Origin of the sequence: Acetobacter sp. AN02 (assembly GCF_029759835.1) — a bacterium.
Lineage (GTDB): Bacteria > Pseudomonadota > Alphaproteobacteria > Acetobacterales > Acetobacteraceae > Acetobacter.
The window spans coordinates 20,177-36,694 of sequence record NZ_JAJJND010000017.1; the positions used below are offsets into that span (position 1 = coordinate 20,177).

The 16,518-nt window shown below is 60.1% G+C and carries 11 protein-coding genes; 8 read left to right on the top strand and 3 right to left on the bottom strand.

Annotated features, from left to right (window positions below; all coding sequences use genetic code 11):
• Nucleotides 1–347 precede the first annotated feature (347 nt).
• The 3 genes from LOC54_RS03545 to LOC54_RS03555 are packed head-to-tail and all read left to right on the top strand — an operon-like array spanning nt 348 to nt 2,937.
• Nucleotides 348–1,445, top strand: coding sequence for a cysteine desulfurase family protein (locus tag LOC54_RS03545; protein WP_279312456.1), 1,098 nt, complete (start codon nt 348–350; stop codon nt 1,443–1,445).
• Nucleotides 1,442–2,473 carry a DNA (cytosine-5-)-methyltransferase gene (gene dcm, locus LOC54_RS03550; RefSeq protein ID WP_279312457.1) on the top strand — a complete coding sequence of 344 codons (1,032 nt, stop codon included), beginning with the start codon at nt 1,442–1,444 and terminating at the stop codon, nt 2,471–2,473. The genes LOC54_RS03545 and dcm overlap by 4 nt, the downstream gene beginning before the upstream one ends.
• A complete protein-coding gene (locus LOC54_RS03555) occupies nt 2,470–2,937 on the top strand; it encodes a very short patch repair endonuclease (protein WP_279312458.1) in 468 nt (155 codons plus the stop codon). The genes dcm and LOC54_RS03555 overlap by 4 nt, the downstream gene beginning before the upstream one ends.
• Here the strand turns inward: LOC54_RS03555 and LOC54_RS03560 are convergent.
• From LOC54_RS03560 to cysS, 3 genes are all read right to left on the bottom strand, one after another.
• Nucleotides 2,910–4,523, bottom strand: coding sequence for an NAD-dependent malic enzyme (locus tag LOC54_RS03560; RefSeq protein ID WP_279312466.1), 1,614 nt, complete (start codon nt 4,521–4,523; stop codon nt 2,910–2,912). The genes LOC54_RS03555 and LOC54_RS03560 overlap by 28 nt on opposite strands.
• Before the next feature lie 111 nt (nt 4,524–4,634).
• Nucleotides 4,635–5,411 (bottom strand): RNA methyltransferase, encoded by a 777-nt coding sequence (locus LOC54_RS03565; protein ID WP_279312459.1) that lies wholly within the window; start codon nt 5,409–5,411, stop codon nt 4,635–4,637.
• Complete coding sequence (gene cysS, locus LOC54_RS03570) at nt 5,411–6,793, bottom strand: cysteine--tRNA ligase (protein WP_279312460.1); 1,383 nt, start codon at nt 6,791–6,793, stop codon at nt 5,411–5,413. The genes LOC54_RS03565 and cysS overlap by 1 nt, the downstream gene beginning before the upstream one ends.
• 263 nt (nt 6,794–7,056) lie before the next feature.
• Here cysS and LOC54_RS03575 point away from each other — a divergent pair, with 263 nt between their 5' ends.
• The 5 genes from LOC54_RS03575 (at nt 7,057) to LOC54_RS03595 (ending at nt 16,011) form a co-directional block, all read left to right on the top strand.
• Nucleotides 7,057–8,178: an efflux RND transporter periplasmic adaptor subunit gene (locus tag LOC54_RS03575; RefSeq protein ID WP_279312461.1), complete on the top strand. Its 1,122-nt coding sequence runs from the start codon at nt 7,057–7,059 to the stop codon at nt 8,176–8,178.
• Nucleotides 8,171–11,269 carry a CusA/CzcA family heavy metal efflux RND transporter gene (locus LOC54_RS03580; protein ID WP_279312467.1) on the top strand — a complete coding sequence of 1,033 codons (3,099 nt, stop codon included), beginning with the start codon at nt 8,171–8,173 and terminating at the stop codon, nt 11,267–11,269. Before LOC54_RS03575 ends, LOC54_RS03580 begins: the two co-directional genes overlap by 8 nt.
• Nucleotides 11,266–12,807, top strand: a complete 1,542-nt coding sequence (locus LOC54_RS03585) for an efflux transporter outer membrane subunit (protein ID WP_279312462.1) — start codon at nt 11,266–11,268, stop codon at nt 12,805–12,807. The genes LOC54_RS03580 and LOC54_RS03585 overlap by 4 nt, the downstream gene beginning before the upstream one ends.
• Nucleotides 12,808–12,909: 102 nt before the next feature.
• The gene (locus LOC54_RS03590) at nt 12,910–14,544 is read left to right on the top strand and encodes an FMN-binding glutamate synthase family protein (protein ID WP_279312463.1); all 1,635 of its coding nucleotides are present in this window, start codon (nt 12,910–12,912) and stop codon (nt 14,542–14,544) included.
• Nucleotides 14,545–14,640: 96 nt separating this feature from the next.
• Nucleotides 14,641–16,011 carry an 8-oxoguanine deaminase gene (locus tag LOC54_RS03595; RefSeq protein WP_279312464.1) on the top strand — a complete coding sequence of 457 codons (1,371 nt, stop codon included), beginning with the start codon at nt 14,641–14,643 and terminating at the stop codon, nt 16,009–16,011.
• The last annotated feature ends 507 nt before the right edge of the window (nt 16,012–16,518 follow it).

Below are 16,518 nucleotides of genomic sequence, written 5' to 3' on the forward strand. Positions count from 1 at the left end.
ACACCAGATGACCGGAAGGTGACTTTGCCGTGCCGCTTCCGGTCGTGTGATGCCGGAGAAAAATCCGGCGGGGCAGAATTCAGCGGCTCAGAAACACCGAGCCTGCCTTTCGGGCCGTGCTGAGCCTTCGGAAAACCTGCCGGGAGATTGACTCAGATCGGAGACCATTCATAATCATCTGCCGCTCCCGTTCTGTTTCCTGCTTTTGCGGCTCCGACAGTGCAGGGCCGGTGGCCAGCCTGCTCAGGCTTGTGCCGTGCAAGGCCCTTCATAGCGAAGACGCGAAACAAAAAGCCACATAAATCGGCAGATGGACATGTTTTTATACTGCGGTCCGGGCTGGTCCCATGATCTTTCTTGACGCGAACGCATCGGAACCGATTCGGCCTGAGGCCCTGGATGCGATGACGGAGGCGGCGTCTCTTGCCGGTAATCCGTCTTCGGTGCATCGCGCGGGGAAGCAGGCGCGGGCTGTTCTCGACAGGGCACGCCGGGATATTGCGTCCGCATTCGGGGCTTCGGAAGAGAACTGCGTCTTTACGTCCGGCGGAACGGAGGCCTGCGCACTGGCTGTTTCCGGACTGAGCGGGGGGCGTCGGGTTCTGATCGGTGCGACCGAGCATGATGCCGTCCGGCGTGCCGCACCGCAGGCGCTTTCTCTTCCGGTGCGCGAGAGCGGGGAGCTGTGTCTCGACTCGCTGGAGCGTGCGCTGGCTGACTTTCCGGTCCCGGCTCTGGTCTGTGTCATGGCGGCGAATAACGAGACGGGGGTGCTGCATCCTCTTGGGGATATTGCCCGGATCTGTGCGGGGAGTGGTGCGCTTTTGCATGTCGATGCGGTTCAGGCGGCGGGGCGTGTGCCGGTGTCTCTTCTGCCGGGTGTGACCAGTCTTGCGATTTCCGGACATAAATTCGGAGGGCCGAAAGGGGCCGGAGCACTGCTTCTGGCCGGTTCGTCTGTGCGCGCTCTTCCTCCGCTGTTTGAGGGGGGCGGTCAGGAGCGCGGGCGGCGCGGGGGTACGCAGCCGCTTCCGGCGATTGCGGGGATGGCTGCGGCGCTGGTGGCCGCTCTGGCGACACGTGAGGCACAGCAGGTCCGTCTGGCTGGTTTTCGTGACCGGATTGAGGAAGCCGAGCGGACGGAAGGGGCTGAGGTGTTCGGTGCGACTGCACCGCGTCTGGCGAACACGCTGAATTTTGCCGTGCCTGGTATGCGGTCTGAGGCTCTTCTGATTGCTCTGGATATGGAGGGTGTGTGCGTGTCTGCGGGGTCCGCCTGTTCTTCCGGCAAGGTGGCGCCGTCTCATGTGCTGGCGGCGATGGGGGCGGGCGATCTGGCGGGGCAGGCGCTGCGTGTGTCCCTGCCGTGGAACTGTACGGAAGGGGATGTGGCCGCGTTTATCGCGATCCGGGACAGGATGAACCGCCGGAGACGGGGTGAGTGAGCGGGGCGGGCGGATTCAGGTTTATTGATCTGTTTGCCGGTATCGGCGGGCTGCGTCAGGCATTTGACCGGATCGGCGGGGAATGTGTTTTCACGTCGGAATATAACGCGTTCGCACGGAAGACCTATGAGGCGAATTTTCCGGGTGAGACACCGGTTTTCGGGGATATCACTCAGCTTGAGGATGTCTCTCTGATTCCGGATCATGATGTTCTGCTTGCGGGTTTTCCGTGTCAGCCGTTTTCGATTGCCGGTGTGTCGAAGAAAAATGCGCTGGGACGGCAGCACGGGTTTGCCTGTGAGGCCCAGGGGACGCTCTTTTTTGATGTTGCCCGTATTCTTCAGGCAAAGCGTCCGGCGGCCTTTCTTCTTGAAAACGTGAAGAACCTTCAGAGCCATGACGGCGGGCGCACATTTGAGGTGATTGTCCGGACCCTGCGCGAGGAACTCGGGTATCATCTGTGGTATCGCGTGATTGATGCTCAGCATTTTCTGCCGCAGCATCGTGAGCGGATTGTTCTGGTCGGGTTCCGTGAGGATGTTCCCTTTTCGTGGGAGGACCTGTGTCTGCCTGCGAAAGGGAGTTTACGGATGCGGGATGTTCTGCATCCGCAGGACGGTTCGGAGAAGGCTGAGCTGCCATGGACCGAAGGAGCGCTGGCCGCGGTCGGTGCGAAATATACCCTGTCTGATAAACTCTGGCTTTATCTGAAGAACTATGCGGAAAAGCATCGTGCGCGGGGTAATGGTTTCGGCTTTGGTCTTGTCGGCTCCGATGATGTGGCCCGCACGCTTTTTGCAAGATATTATAAGGATGGATCGGAAATTCTTGTCAGCCGGGGAGAGGGAGTAAGTCCCCGCCGACTGACACCGCGTGAATGTGCGCGGCTTATGGGGTTTCCGGATGAGTTCCGTATTCCGGTTTCTGACACGCAGGCCTACAGGCAGTTCGGAAATTCCGTGGCCGTGCCTGTTTTTTGCGAGGTTGCGCGGATCATGCGGCCGCATATGAGGGCGGTGATCGGGTGACGGATGTTCACGACGCGCAGACGCGGCGTCGGAACATGGCAGCCGTGCGAGGCAAGGATACGAAGCCCGAGATGTCGGTCCGGCAGATGCTTTTTGCGGCCGGATTCCGGTATCGTCTGCACGGGCGTGGTCTGCCGGGGAAACCGGATCTTGTTTTTCCGAAATACAGAGCGGTTATTTTCGTGCATGGCTGTTTCTGGCACCACCATGACTGTCATCTGTTCTGCTGGCCGGGAACACGTGAGGAGTTCTGGCGCACGAAAATAGCGCGGAACGAACTTCGTGACCGGCAGTCCGCTGCGGCTTTGCGGGAGGCGGGCTGGCGTGTGGCCGTGGTGTGGGAATGTGCTCTGAAGGGGCGGAGCAGGCTGGCCCCGGATGAAACCGGGGCGCTGCTTGCGGACTGGCTCCGCTCAGACCGGGCTGAACTGGTGGTTCAGGGAACGTCTGCCGGGGTGGCATAGGAGGGGTTGTATGTCATGCCTTCGATCCAGCGGCGGATATCTTTCGGGCGTTCCACGGTGGCGAGACCTTCGCGGAAGATGAATTCCGCAAGGCGGACGGCGGAGGTGACGGAGACGTCTCCGATATCGTCCTGAGGCGGGTAAAGCTGGCCCTTTTCGAGCGAGACGGCGCTGACCTGATCGGCCAGGGCATGAGCGCTTTCGATAATCAGCGCGTCTGTCACGCGTTTTGCCCGCGTGGCGTAAAGCGCGAGGCCGAGGGCCGGGAAGATGTAGAAGTTATTGGCCTGGCCGGGGAACAGCGTACGTCCTTCCGGTGTGGCGCAGGTCGGGAACTGAACGCCTGCTGCATACAGGGCCTTGCCTGAGGACCATGCGAAGGCGTCTTCTGCCGTGCATTCCGCGTTGGGAATGGAGAGCGGGAAAATAATCGGGCGTTCCGTGATTCGGCACATTTCCTCCACGACGTCCTTCGTGAAGGTTCCGCCTGCGGTGGAGACGCCGATCAGGACGGTCGGCTGTGTGTTACGGATGATCGTCAGAAGATCTTTTTCCGCCGTCGTGTCTTTTGCGTAGATTTTCTGTTCAGGGATCAGATCTGTGCGGGAGGATTCCACCAGACCGTTCTTGTCGATCATGGTGATGCGTTCGCGGGCTTCCTTTTCGCTCATTCCCTCTGCGACGAGTGCTGAGACGAGCAGGTCCGAGATGCCCAGTGCGGAGGCACCGGCGCCGAAGAACAGGAATTTCTGATCGCTGAGTGAGGATTCTGTCACCTTGAGCGCGGTGATGATGCCTGCGAGCGTGACGGCGGCGGTTCCCTGAATGTCGTCATTGTAGCACAGGTAGCTGTCTTTATATTTTGCGAGATAGCGCAGGGCATCGGTGCCGCGCCAGTCTTCGTAATGGACGCAGCAGCCTGGGAAGACTTCCTGCACTGCGGACATGAACTCGTCCACGAAGGCGTCGAGTTCCTCCTCCGGCGGCGGTTCCCGGCGAAGACCGAGATAAAGCGGGTCGGCCCGCAGCGCGGCGTTGGTCGTGCCGATATCGAGCTGTATCGGGAGCAGGGCGGCGGGCGGGACGGAGCCGCAGGCTGTGTAGAGCTGCAGCTTGCCGATAGGGATTCCCATGCCGTTCACGCCGATATCGCCAAGCCCGAGGATACGGCCGCCGGTTGTGACGCAGATGGTCCGGACATCGGATTTCGGCCAGTTGCGCAGGACTTCCGCGATGCGGCCCTTCATTTCCAGCGTGATGTACATTCCGCGCGGGCGGCGGTAGAGATGGCTGAAGCGGCGGCAGACGGTGGCGAGTGTGGGGGCATAGACGATCGGGACGTAGCGTGCCGGGTCCGACATCAGGACCGCGTAGAACATCGTCTCGTTCCGGTCGAGCAGGGACTGGAGATAGATATAGCGCTCCAGATCGTCATCCTTGGCGGCCAGGTGTTTCTCGATCCGTTCTTTCTGGCGCTCCAGGGTTTCGACCTGCGGGGGGATCAGACCTTCCAGCTTCAGAGCCCGGCGTTCCTCATTGGTGAAGCCGGTTCCGCGGTTCGATTCGGAATCGTTCAGAAGCATCATTCCGATCAGCGGTGGTCTGTTCTGTGTCACTCTGTCTCTCCTTTGAGTGTGTGAGAATGGCTCACATTCAATTCATGTATTTCACTTATGCAATAAAACACCAGATATGTCTCAGCCGGAAGGCCTGCCGCGCGATCGGGAGAGTTCTGACACCACTCCGTGCAGTGTCCGGAGTTCCTGTTCGGTGACTTCGCCCCGTGTGAAGAAATGGCGGAGGTTGCGTACCATTCCGGGCCTTTTCTGCTCGTTTCTCAGGAACCCGCAGGCGTCGAGTTCAGTGATAAGATGACGCATGAAATTATCCAGCTCGCCCTTGGTGGCAACATGCGTCTCGTTGGTCATCAGCGTACGTGGCGGCGTGGCGTCTGCGGCCATGTACCATTCATAGGCCATGATCATCACGGCCTGTGCAAGGTTGAGAGACATGAAACGCGGATTCAGCGGATAGCGGATCAGGGCGTCTGCCCGTGCCATGTCCTCGTTATCGAGGCCTGCGCGTTCGGGGCCGAAGAGGAGGCCGCAGCGCAGGCCTCTGACGGTGATGGCTCTGAGTTCGGCTGCGCCGCCGCGTGCGGTGAGGACGGTTTTGACGATATGTCTCGGGCGGGGGCATGTGGCGAAGACGTGATGCAGGTCTGCGGTTGCCTCATCAACGGTTTCGAAAACCTCTGCGGCGTCCAGGATCCGGTCCGCACCGGAGGCGGATCGCCAGGCGCGGCTCTGCGGCCAGCCGTCGCGGGGGGCGACGAGGCGGAGATGGAACAGTCCGCCATTGGCCATGGCGCGGGCCGTGGCGCCGATATTCTCGGCAAGCTGGGGCCGGACCAGGATCACGACCGGCGTGTTGCCTTCCGGCTTCAGATCGGCTCCGCCGTCACGTCCTGTCATCAGCTGCGTCTCCATGTGGTGCCCTGTGGTCCGTCTTCCAGGGTGATGCCCTGTGCCGCCAGTTCGTTACGGATCTCATCTGCCCGGGCGAAGTTTTTCTCCCTGCGTGCGGCCAGTCTCTCTCTGATCAGGTTTTCGATCTGCTGCTCGTCCGCGCCGTCGGCCGCGCTGCCGCGGAACCAGTCTCCGGGTGTGGCGAGGAGGACGCCGAGGAACTGTGCCGCGCTCAGAAGATCTGCTGCCGCATCCGTCTCTCCGGCCAGGGCGCGTGCGGCCATCTGGTGCAGGGTTGCGAGGGCTGCGGGTGTGTTGAGATCGTCGCACAGGGCTGCGAGGAATGCGACGGGCAGTTCCGCCGAGGGTCGGGCGTCCGGATGGGCTTCCAGGGCGCGGTAGAATCTGTCGAGCGTTTTTTTTGCCGTATCCACTCCGGACCATGTGAAGTTCAGTGTTGAGCGGTAATGTGAGCCGAGGAAGAACAGGCGCAGGGCTTCTGCCGGGGCTTTGTCCAGCACGTCGCGCATGGTGAGGAAATTGCCGAGGGATTTCGACATTTTCTCGCCATCGACCAGCAGCATTGCGTTGTGCAGCCAGTAGTTCGCGAAACGGCTGCCGGGGAAGCAGCACAGGCTCTGTGCGCGTTCGTTTTCGTGGTGCGGGAAGAGGAGGTCCGAGCCTCCGCCGTGGATATCGAAGCTTTCCCCGAGGTAGCGGCGGGACATGGCCGAGCATTCGATATGCCAGCCCGGGCGTCCGCGGCCCCAGGGGGAGTCCCATCCCGGCTGGTCCGCATCGGAGGGCTTCCACAGCACGAAATCGCCCGGATCACGTTTGCATGAGGCGACCTCCACGCGGGCTCCGGCCAGCAGCTCGTCCGGATCGCGGCCTGACAGGGCGCCGTAATCGGGGAAGGAGGAGACGGAGAACAGGACGTGTCCGTCTGCCTCATAGGCGTGCCCGGAGGCGATCAGCCGTCCGATCATCTCCAGCATATCGGGGATATGGTGTGTTGCCCGGGGTTCGATATCAGGAAAGATCATGCCCATGGCGGACGTGTCCTGATGGAAATCCAGTGTCGTGCGGGCGGTGAGGCTTGCGATATCCTCTCCGTTTTCCCGGGCGCGTGCTGTGATCTTGTCGTCCACATCCGTAATGTTCCGGACGAAGGTGACGCGGGGCCAGAGCCTGCGGAGCAGCCGTGTGAGGATATCGGCGCTGAGCATGGCCCGCAGATTGCCGATATGGGGCAGATCATAGACCGTCGGTCCGCAGTAATAGACGCGGATATGCGCGGGATCGAGCGGTTCGAAGGGCAGGGTGGTCCGGCGATGGCTGTCGTGCAGCATCAGAGTCGGGGCGGGAAGCGGGGTCGTGTCGGCCATGATGGCGTTTAATTGCGCGAGGTCTGCGGCTGACGCAACTGCGGAAAACGCGCGATGACCGGTTCCGTGCGGTCCGTGGTTGTATGAAAGGGAAACATGTTTTACGGGACAAGGGTTTTTTGTGACACCTCGGTTACAGTTTTCTGACAGGTTTTCCGCCCCTCTCGTGCGACAGGCACGGAACGGGTAAGTCAGGGTTCGAGAGGTGTGTCTGCCGTTGTGCCGGAGAGGTCTCCGGGGTTTTTTCCTGGTGAGAGTCAGCCGTGTTCCTGTTGTCGCTTTTTCGTCGCCTGAGGGTTCGTTGCCTGAGGGAAGGCCTGCTTCCTGCGCTTGTGCTGCTCCCGTGCGTTGCCCATGCGGATGGCGTCCGTTCCGTGCACAGGAACGAGCGGGGGCAGATTGTCGTGGAAGCCGGGTCTCCGGTTGATCACCGGCTGAAGGTGGAGAAGGTGATTTCCAGTCCCTGGACACGGGGTGTGACGGTGCCGGGGCAGATCGAGACGATCACGTCCCGCAGCGGAATTCTGGCGCCGGCTGCGGGACGGGTTCTGGATGTTCCCGTCAGTCCGGGTGATCCGGTGAAGAAAGGGCAGCTTCTGGTGCGGCTTCTGTCGGGGGATGCGGCCCAGGCGATCAGTGACGAACGCAAGGCGCATTCCGCGGCCGTTCTGGCGGATCAGGCCCTGCTGCGGATTCAGGGCGTTCTGCGGGCGGGCGGCGGCGCGCAGAAGGATCTCGATGCGGCGCGGGATACGGCGCGCCAGGCGGAGGTTGAGGAACTCAGGGCAAAGGCGCGGGTGGTCTCTCTGTCTGCCGATCCGGTGTCGGGCGGTGAGATCCGTCTTCTTTCTCCCATGGACGGGGTGATCGGGGCGGTCAATGTGGCGAGCGGCATGAACGTGACGGATCCGAGCCAGCCTCTTGTCACCATGCAGGATCTGCAGACGGTCCGAGCCGTGGCGGACGTGCCGGAGGATTACATTCGCGGCGTGGAGATGGGGCAGGCCGTGAAGATCAGGCTTCCGGCATGGCCCGGGGTTGTGCGTTCGGGGGCGATTGATGGCATTGAGCCGGAGCTGATGCCGGACACGCGGGCCCTGCGTGTGCATGTGAAGCTGGATAACAGTGACGGGAGACTGCGTCCGGGCATGTTTACGACCATGACCATACAGGAGCCGCGTCCGGCCGTGGTGGAGGTGCCGCAGTCGGCGCTTCTGATGAACAACGATCTGATGACGGTTTTTGTGGAGGTTGAGCCTCTGGTGTTCGAGCGCAGGCCTGTGAAGGTTGTCTATGATGACGATGTTCTGGTCCGCGTTGCGGAAGGTCTGACGGCCGGGGAGCGGGTCGTGACCCGCGGTGCGGTGCTGCTGAATGATGATTAATGCTGTCATTGCGGCCTGCCTTCAGAACCGGAGGCTGGTTTTTGCCGGGGCGCTGATTGTTGCGGTGTGGGGGCTGTTTGCGTGGCGTGGCATTACGATCGAGGCCTACCCCGATCTTGCCGCGCCGACGGTGCAGGTCACGACGCAGGTTCCGGGACTGGCTGCGGAAGAGATCGAGCAGCTGATCACCACGCCTCTGGAGCGCCAGCTTGCGGCCACTCCGGGTGTGGTGGATATCCGGTCTTCCTCCACCTTCGGTCTGTCTCTGATCACGATGATCTTCAGGGACAGTACGGACATTTATTTTGCCCGGCAGCGTGTGACGGAGGGGATGGCCCAGGTTTCCCTTCCGTATGGCGCGCTGCCCGGGCTTGGTCCCGTGACCAGCCCGGCGGGTGAGGTTTTCCGCTATACGCTTGAGTCCGATACGAAGAACCTGATGCAGCTTTCGGATATCCAGCGCTGGGTCGTTCTTCCGGCCCTGCAGCAGATTTCGGGTGTGGCCTCGGTCAATAATTTCGGGGGATTCACGAAGGAGTATCAGCTCGTTCTCGCCCCGAACGCGCTTCAGCGTTACGGCATCGGCATCAATGACGTGATGGATGCGCTGCGTAACAACAACACCAATGCCGGTGGCGGGCGTCTGACGCGGGGCGAGCAGTCCTATATCGTCCGGGGGTCGGCTCTGGTGCGCACGCTTGACGATATGGGCAATATCGCGGTGTCCCAGCATAACGGCGTGCCTGTTTTCCTGCGCGATCTGGGCACTCTGGAGATGGGGCATCAGGTCCGGCAGGGCATTCTGGGCAAGGACAGCAATCCGGATACGATCGAGGGGATCGTATCGATGCTGACGGGGCAGAATGCGTCCAAGGTTCTGCGACGGATACACCGGGAGGTGGACCGTCTTCAGAAGCAGCTTGAGCCTGCGGGTGTGCGGATCGTGCCGTATATCGACCGTGATACGCTTGTGAACGCGACGACGGAAAAGGTGATGGACACCGTCGTCAAGGGTGTCGGCCTGGTTGTGTTTGTTCTTCTGCTGTTTCTGGGCAGCATACGCAGCGCGCTGGTGGCGGCGATTACGATCCCGCTGGCTCTGGCGGTTGTCTTTATCATCATGACCCTTCTTGGGATGCCGGCCAATCTGTTCTCTCTCGGTGCGGTGGATTTCGGTGTCGTGGTGGACGGCGCGATTGTCGTGACCGAAGCTGTGCTGCGGATGCGTGAGACAGAGCCTGACAGGGTTCTGGGTGTGAAGGACGTGCTCAGCGTGATGAACCAGACAGGGAAGTCGATCCTGTTTGCCACGCTGATCATCATCGTTGCCTACAGTCCGCTGTTTGCATTTACGGGGTCGGAGGGCAAGCTGTTCCATCCGATGGCGTTTACCGTCAGTTTCGCGCTGTTCGGTGCGCTGCTCTGTTCCACGCTTCTGACGCCGTCTCTGGCCTATCTTGCGCTGCGTAATCCGCACCGTCTGTTCCGCAACAGGCCTCTGGAGTGGCTGCATCACGCGTATATCCGTCTTCTGGATCATGCGATGCGGCGTCCGGCGATGGCTTATATCGGCGGTGCGGCGGCGTTCGTGGCGGTGATCATCCTGGGGGCGACGACGGGGCGTGAGTTCCTGCCGGAGCTTGATGAGGGGGCTTTGTGGATTCAGGTGCAGCTTCCGTCCGGTATCTCGCTCGATAAATCCAGCGAGGTGGCCGGTGAGATCCGCAGCGCGATTCAGGGATTTTCCGAGACGTCCTATGTCGTGACACAGCTCGGGCGCAATGATTCGGGAACCGATCCCTGGACGCCCTCTCATATCGAGATCCCTGTCGGGCTGAAGCCGTATTCCACATGGCCACATGGTGAGACGAAAGCGATGTTCGAGCGGAAGCTGCGTCAGCGGCTTCTGCAGATTCCGGGGATCAGCTTCGATATCAGCCAGCCGATTGAAGACGGCATGAATGACCAGGCGGGCGGTGCGCATTCGCCTCTGGTGCTTCGTGTGTACGGACAGGATTTCCGGGAGCTGCGCCGGGTCGGGAATCAGATTGTCGATATTCTGAGGACGGTTCCGGGCACGCGGGATGCGTCGATCTTCCAGGAGCCGGAAATTCCGGAGATGAACATTCGGGCGGACCGCACGGCTCTGGCGCGTTACGGGGTGACGGCGTCTGACGTGATGAATGTCGTGCAGAATGCGATCGGTGATGCGCCGGTGTCTCAGATCTATGTCGGGGACAGAACCTACAACATGACGGTCCGGGTGGGGGAGCAGGAGGCATCGAGCCGTGAGCGGCTGGGGCAGATTCCGCTTGCCTCCGCCACGGGGGCGCATATCCCGCTCGCCTCGGTGGCTGACATTCTCTATGAGAGCGGGGAGAGCAATATCTCCCATGAATATACGCACCGGCAGATCACGATCCGTGTGAATAACGGCTCCCGTCCGCTGTCGCAGTATCTGTCTGACGCGCAGAAGCGGATTGATCAGCAGGTGCATTTCGACCGTGCGGGCTATCGCCTTGAATGGGCGGGCACGTTCGAGCAGCAGCAGAAGGCGCAGGCGCGGCTTCAGGTGGCGCTGGCCATCATGTTTGCCGTGATGCTCGTGCTTCTGTTCGGTGAGTTCCGCCTGCTGCGTCAGGCTCTGCTTGTTCTGGCGGTTGTTCCGCTGGCGACGCTGGGGGGGCTGATCGCGCTGCATGTGCGGGGCGAGACGCTCAATGTTGCGACCGCGGTGGGCTTTATTGCCCTGTTCGGCGTGGCGATTCAGAACGGCATCATCATGGTTTCGAACATTAATCATCTCCGTTCCGGAGGCATGGATCTGCGCCAGGCGGTTCTTGAGGGGGCGGGGGAGCGGTTCCGGCCGGTTCTTATGACTGCGACGGTGGCCAGTGTGGGCATGCTTCCCGCCGCGATTGCCACGGGGATCGGGACGGATGTTCAGCGCGGTCTGGCCACGGTGGTGGTGGGCGGACTGGGGATTGCGACCATTCTGACGCTGTTCATTCTGCCGACCTATTATGCCGAGCTGGAAGATTATTTCGAACGGCGCGAGATGGCCCGGTCCATGCGGAAGGAGCGTTCATGATGCCGCTGTCGGGCAGGCTGCTTGCGGTGCGTGGTCCTGTGGCCTTCGTTGCTGTGGGGGCCTGTCTGCTGTCGGGCTGTGCGGTCGGTCCGGATTTTCATCGTCCGGTGGCGCCGCAGACATCCTATATGCAGCAGGGGCGGGATACCGCGACGCAGTCCGCTGCGGGGCCGCAGGGAGAGATTCAGCATTTCGTGCAGGGTGATATTCCGGCGGACTGGTGGACCCTGTTCCGTTATCCGGATCTGGACCGTGTTGTCAGGCGGGCCATTGAGCGCAGTCCGACGCTGAAGGCTGTCGAGCAGGCGCTGATTGCCGCGCAGGAACAGAAAATGTCCGCGCAGAGTCAGATGTGGCCGCAGGTGAGCGGGATGTTCAATCCGGCGCGGTTCAAGACCTCCCGCGCCTATTCGAACGTGCCGATAGCCAATTCCTGGCTTTATACGATTCACACGGCGCAGCTGAATATTTCCTATGCCCCTGATTTCTGGGGAGGTATCCGCAGGCAGGTTGAATCCGCGGCTGCCGAGCGTGAGACCTGGCGTTATCAGCTTCAGGCGGCCTGGCTGACACTGACGGGCGGGGTCGTCAGTGCGGCGATCGGGGATGCCATGACGCGGGCGCAGATCGCCACCACGGAAAACATGATCGCGCATCAGCGGAAGCTGCTGGACATTGCGGAGATGGAGAACCGTCTTGGCGAGACGTCGGGCAATGACGTCGCACTTCAGCGCACACTGCTGGCGCAGACGGAGGCGACGCTTCCGGCGCTGAAGCAGAGGCTGGCGGAGCTGCATGACCAGCTTGCCGCGCTGTCGGGGGATATGCCGGAGACCGGTTTTCCCGAGTTTGATCTCGACCGGTTTCAGCTTCCCTCCAAACTGCCGGTCAGTCTGCCGTCACGGCTTATTCTGCAGCGCCCGGACATCCGGACGGCGGAGGCGAATTTTCACTCGGCCTGTGCGCAGGTCGGTGTGGCGATTGCCAATCGTCTGCCCAATGTGCAGCTGGGTTTTTCTCCGGGTTTTGCTGCCGCTTCCATCGCGCAGATGGCGACACCGGGCTTTGGCCAGTGGACTCTGGCAGCAATGGTGACGCAGCCGCTGTTTGACGGTTTCAATCTGCTTCATCAGGAGCGGGCTGCGCGGGCGCGGTATGAGGAGGCGGCCCAGACATACCGACAGACGATCATATCGGCCGTGCAGGATGTGACGGACAGTCTGAACGCGGTCCGCAATGATGCCGAATTCCTGCGGGCGGCGACGGAGGCTGAGAACGCGGCTCTGAAAAGTGCGCGGATTGCCACGGCCCAGAAGCAGCTCGGGGATGTCAGCCAGATTACGCTTCTGACGGTGCAGGATGCGGCGCTGCAGTCCCAGATGACGCTGCTTGAGGCACGCGGGGCGCGTCTTTCGGACACGGCGGGGCTGTTTCAGTCTCTTGGCGGCGGATGGTGGAACCGCACGGATGACGGTGTGAAGGGGGTTCCGACGGTTGCGCAGGCGGAGCAGTCCTCTGCGCATCTGCTGGCCCGATAGCCTCATATCGGAACTGTGTTTATCCATTTCCGCCCGCAGACGCTATGGTGTGCGCCGGTCTGAGGGTCCGGATGTTCCGGGCCGGTCATCCGGAGGCAGAGAATGCGGAAACCCGGTCTTACAGCAGCGCTTTTTACGGATAAATCACCGGAGAGGAACAGTCTTTTCTGGATCGGCATCGTGCTGACCGGTGCGATTGTGCTGCTGGCTCCGTTTCATCCCCTGTTTCTTGCGGGGCTGATTCTGACCGTACCGCTTCTGGTGATCTGCCTTATTGATCTTGCTCAGTCCGAGCACAGTCTGCGGCGTAATTTTCCGGGGGCTGCACGTTTCCGATGGTTTTTTGAATGGCTGCGTCCCTTTCTGCGCTCCTATATCGTTGAGAGTGATCTGGACGGACGTCCCTTCAGTCTGGATGATCGCAGCCTGATCTATGCCCGTGCGAAGGGGACGGTCGATGCGCATCCTTTCGGGACTGAGCTTGATGTCTATGACGGAGAGTATGAGTGGCTGGCGCATTCCGTCGTTCCTAATCCGGCGGCGGATAAGGAAATGCGTGTGCATGTGGGGTCCGATCAGTGCGCGAAGCCCTATTCCGCATCCCGTCTGAATATCTCGGCAATGAGTTTCGGTGCTCTGGGCGCGAATGCGATTGAGGCGCTCAATCTGGGTGCGAAAAAGGGCGGGTTTTATCATGATACGGGTGAGGGCGGACTTTCGCCGTATCACCGCAGGCATGGCGGGGATATCGTCTGGGAGCTGGGGTCCGGCTATTTCGGGTGCCGCACGAAGGAAGGCCGGTTTGATCCGGAGCTTTTCCGTGAGCGGGCTTCTTCGGACCAGGTGAAGATGACGGAGATCAAGCTGTCCCAGGGAGCCAAGCCGGGGCATGGCGGGCTGCTGCCCGGAGTGAAGGTGACGAAGGAGATTGCCGAGACCCGTGGCGTTCCTGAAGGGCAGGACTGTCTTTCACCCCCGGGTCACAGTGCGTTTTCCTCTCCGAAGGAGCTGGTGGAATTTGCTGCCCGGATGCGGGATCTTTCCGGCGGGAAGCCGGTCGGGATCAAGCTGTGTGTGGGATATCCTCATGAGCTGTTTGCGATCGTCAAGGCGATGCTGGCGACCGGGATTACTCTGGATTTTATTGTTGTGGACGGGGCGGAAGGCGGAACCGGTGCCGCGCCTCAGGAGCTGTCCGACCGTATGGGTATGCCCCTGCGTGAGGGGCTTATCATGGCGCGCAATGCACTGGTCGGCAGCGGGCTGAAAAGCCGTATAAGGCTTGCGGCTTCCGGCAAGATTACCTCGGCTGCCGGTATGGCGATGCATGCGGCGCTCGGTGCTGACTGGTGTAATGCCGCGCGTGGTTTCATGTTCTCTCTTGGCTGCATCCAGTCGATGCGCTGTCATACGGATACGTGTCCGACCGGGATTGCGACGCAGTCCGCTGCACGTCAGCGTGGTCTTGTGATTCCGGAAAAAGCTGAGCGTGTTGCGCGTTTTCATAAATCGACCATTGCCGCGCTGCATGAGATTGTCGTTTCCGCGGGACTGAATTCGCCGGACGAATTCCGTCCGTGGCATCTGCGTCATCGAATCAACGTGGCTGAGGCCCGGCAGATGGATGAGCTGTATCCGTTTGTGGAGGAGGGCGAACTGCTCGCGGGTACGTCTCACGAGAGGCTTCGCCGGTGGTGGGATGATGCCGATCCTGACAGTTTTCGCCGCCGGGTATAGGGAAAGGCGGACCATTCCTGTATCGCTATATTTGCCGCTCTCTCTGATCTGCTGTCCTGCTGACGGAGGGAGGCGCAGGACGGGAGAGATCGGGTGATGTCACGGAGATATCTGTTCAGGAATATTCTGAGACTTGTCACGATGGATGATGACAGGACGGAATATGAGAACGGGTGGATCGTGACGGAAGGGCGGCAGATCGTCGCCCTTGGCGGAGCGGATACGGTAACTCCGCCGGCTGACGAGATTCTGGATATGACCGGACATGTCGTGATGCCTGGTATGGTGAACACGCATCATCATATGTACCAGTCTCTGACACGGGTGATTCCGCAGGCGCAGGATGCGTCTCTGTTTGAGTGGCTGAAGACGCTTTACCCGATCTGGGCGCGTCTTACGCCGGATATGATCCGGGCCTCGACACGCACGGCGATGGCTGAGCTTCTGATGTCCGGATGCACGACGACCAGCGACCATCTCTATATTTTTCCAAACGGATGCAGGCTGGATGATGAGATTGAGGCTGCAGCCGGGATGGGGATGCGGTTTCATGCCTGTCGCGGGAGTATGAGCGTCGGGGAGAGTGCGGGAGGGCTTCCGCCGGACAGTCTGGTTGAGAAAGAGGATGAGATTCTGCGTGATACGCTCAGGCTGATTGAGACATATCATGATCCTGAGCCATTCTCGATGCTGACGGTCGGAGGGGCGCCGTGTTCGCCTTTTTCCGTCAGTCGCGGGCTGATGCGGGATATGGCGGATCTTGCCCGTGCCACAGGGACGCGGCTGCATACGCATCTGGCAGAAAATCAGCATGATGTGGATTACAGCAGAGAGCGCTTTGGTCAGACGCCGGCGGAATATGCGGAAGATGTCGGCTGGCTGGGGGCGGATGTCTGGCATGCGCATTGTGTCCGGCTGGATGGGGATGGCATGACCAGGTTCGGTCGGACCGGGACGGGTGTTGCCCATTGTCCGTGTTCCAATATGCGTCTGGCATCAGGGATCGCACCGGTATCTGCGATGTGCGGGCATGGGATCCCTGTGGGGCTGGGTGTGGACGGTTCAGCCTCGAATGATGGTGCAGGGATGCTGGCTGAGGCCCGGCAGGCGATGCTGGTTTCGAGGCTGCTTTCTGCCCAGGATGATCAGGCTGTGATGCTCAGGGCCCGTGACGTTCTGGCTCTGGCCACACGTGGTGGCGCCGGGGTTCTGGGGCGGGGTGATATTGGCAGTCTGGAGCCGGGTAAGGCGGCCGATATTATCGCTTTTGATGTATACAGGCCGGATTACGCCGGAGCCCAGAGCGATCCGGTTGCGGCTCTGGTGTTCTGTAATCCGACATCCGTATCTTTCAGTATGGTGAATGGAAAGATTCTTATCCGGGACGGGCATTTTGTTTCTTTGGATATTCGCGATGTTACACGGCAGCATAACTTTCTGGCGGAAAGGCTGTATAACGGGAGATAGAAAGTTATTAATATTAAATTAACTATTATTAATAAAATCATCGTATTTCTTAATTTTATAAATATATTTTATTATAATTCTACGAAATAGATAATATAGATATTTCCCAAGGCCTGTTGACTGATTTGTCTTTTGCCTGATTTCAGGTTCTTGGGGTGGCTTTCGCTCTGCGATGTGAGCAGATCGAGGACTTTATGCTTCGGCTTCAAGCGTGCGAGAACCGGACGCTTACGATCGATATAATAAAAAGGGGAATAATGTTTATGAAAGCCCGCGTCCTTTTTACGTTATTGGGTGTCTCCATGATCAGTGTCCCGGTAATCCCCTCATAAAAAGAGTGGATTTTGGATGAGAATTTTCTCAGCGTGAGGATGAGGAGATTCTGATGAAGAGTGATCGCTTTACTGATGCCCAGGTAATCTCCCCATTTTTATACCAACCGTTTCTTGATCAGACTCACGGGGTACCCATTGGGCTAAAAATGTGATTCACAGGATGCTGATCATT

Excerpts from the sequence above, each read along its gene's own strand:
- LOC54_RS03590 (WP_279312463.1), top strand. The coding sequence starts at position 12,910 with ATGCGGAAACCCGGTCTTACAGCAGCGCTTTTTACGGATAAATCACCG.
- LOC54_RS03545 (WP_279312456.1), top strand. The coding sequence starts at position 348 with ATGATCTTTCTTGACGCGAACGCATCGGAACCGATTCGGCCTGAGGCC.
- LOC54_RS03580 (WP_279312467.1), top strand. The coding sequence starts at position 8,171 with ATGATTAATGCTGTCATTGCGGCCTGCCTTCAGAACCGGAGGCTGGTT.
- cysS (WP_279312460.1), bottom strand. The coding sequence starts at position 6,793 with ATGGCCGACACGACCCCGCTTCCCGCCCCGACTCTGATGCTGCACGAC.
- LOC54_RS03595 (WP_279312464.1), top strand. The coding sequence starts at position 14,641 with ATGTCACGGAGATATCTGTTCAGGAATATTCTGAGACTTGTCACGATG.
- LOC54_RS03560 (WP_279312466.1), bottom strand. The coding sequence starts at position 4,523 with ATGATGCTTCTGAACGATTCCGAATCGAACCGCGGAACCGGCTTCACC.
- LOC54_RS03585 (WP_279312462.1), top strand. The coding sequence starts at position 11,266 with ATGATGCCGCTGTCGGGCAGGCTGCTTGCGGTGCGTGGTCCTGTGGCC.
- LOC54_RS03565 (WP_279312459.1), bottom strand. The coding sequence starts at position 5,411 with ATGACAGGACGTGACGGCGGAGCCGATCTGAAGCCGGAAGGCAACACG.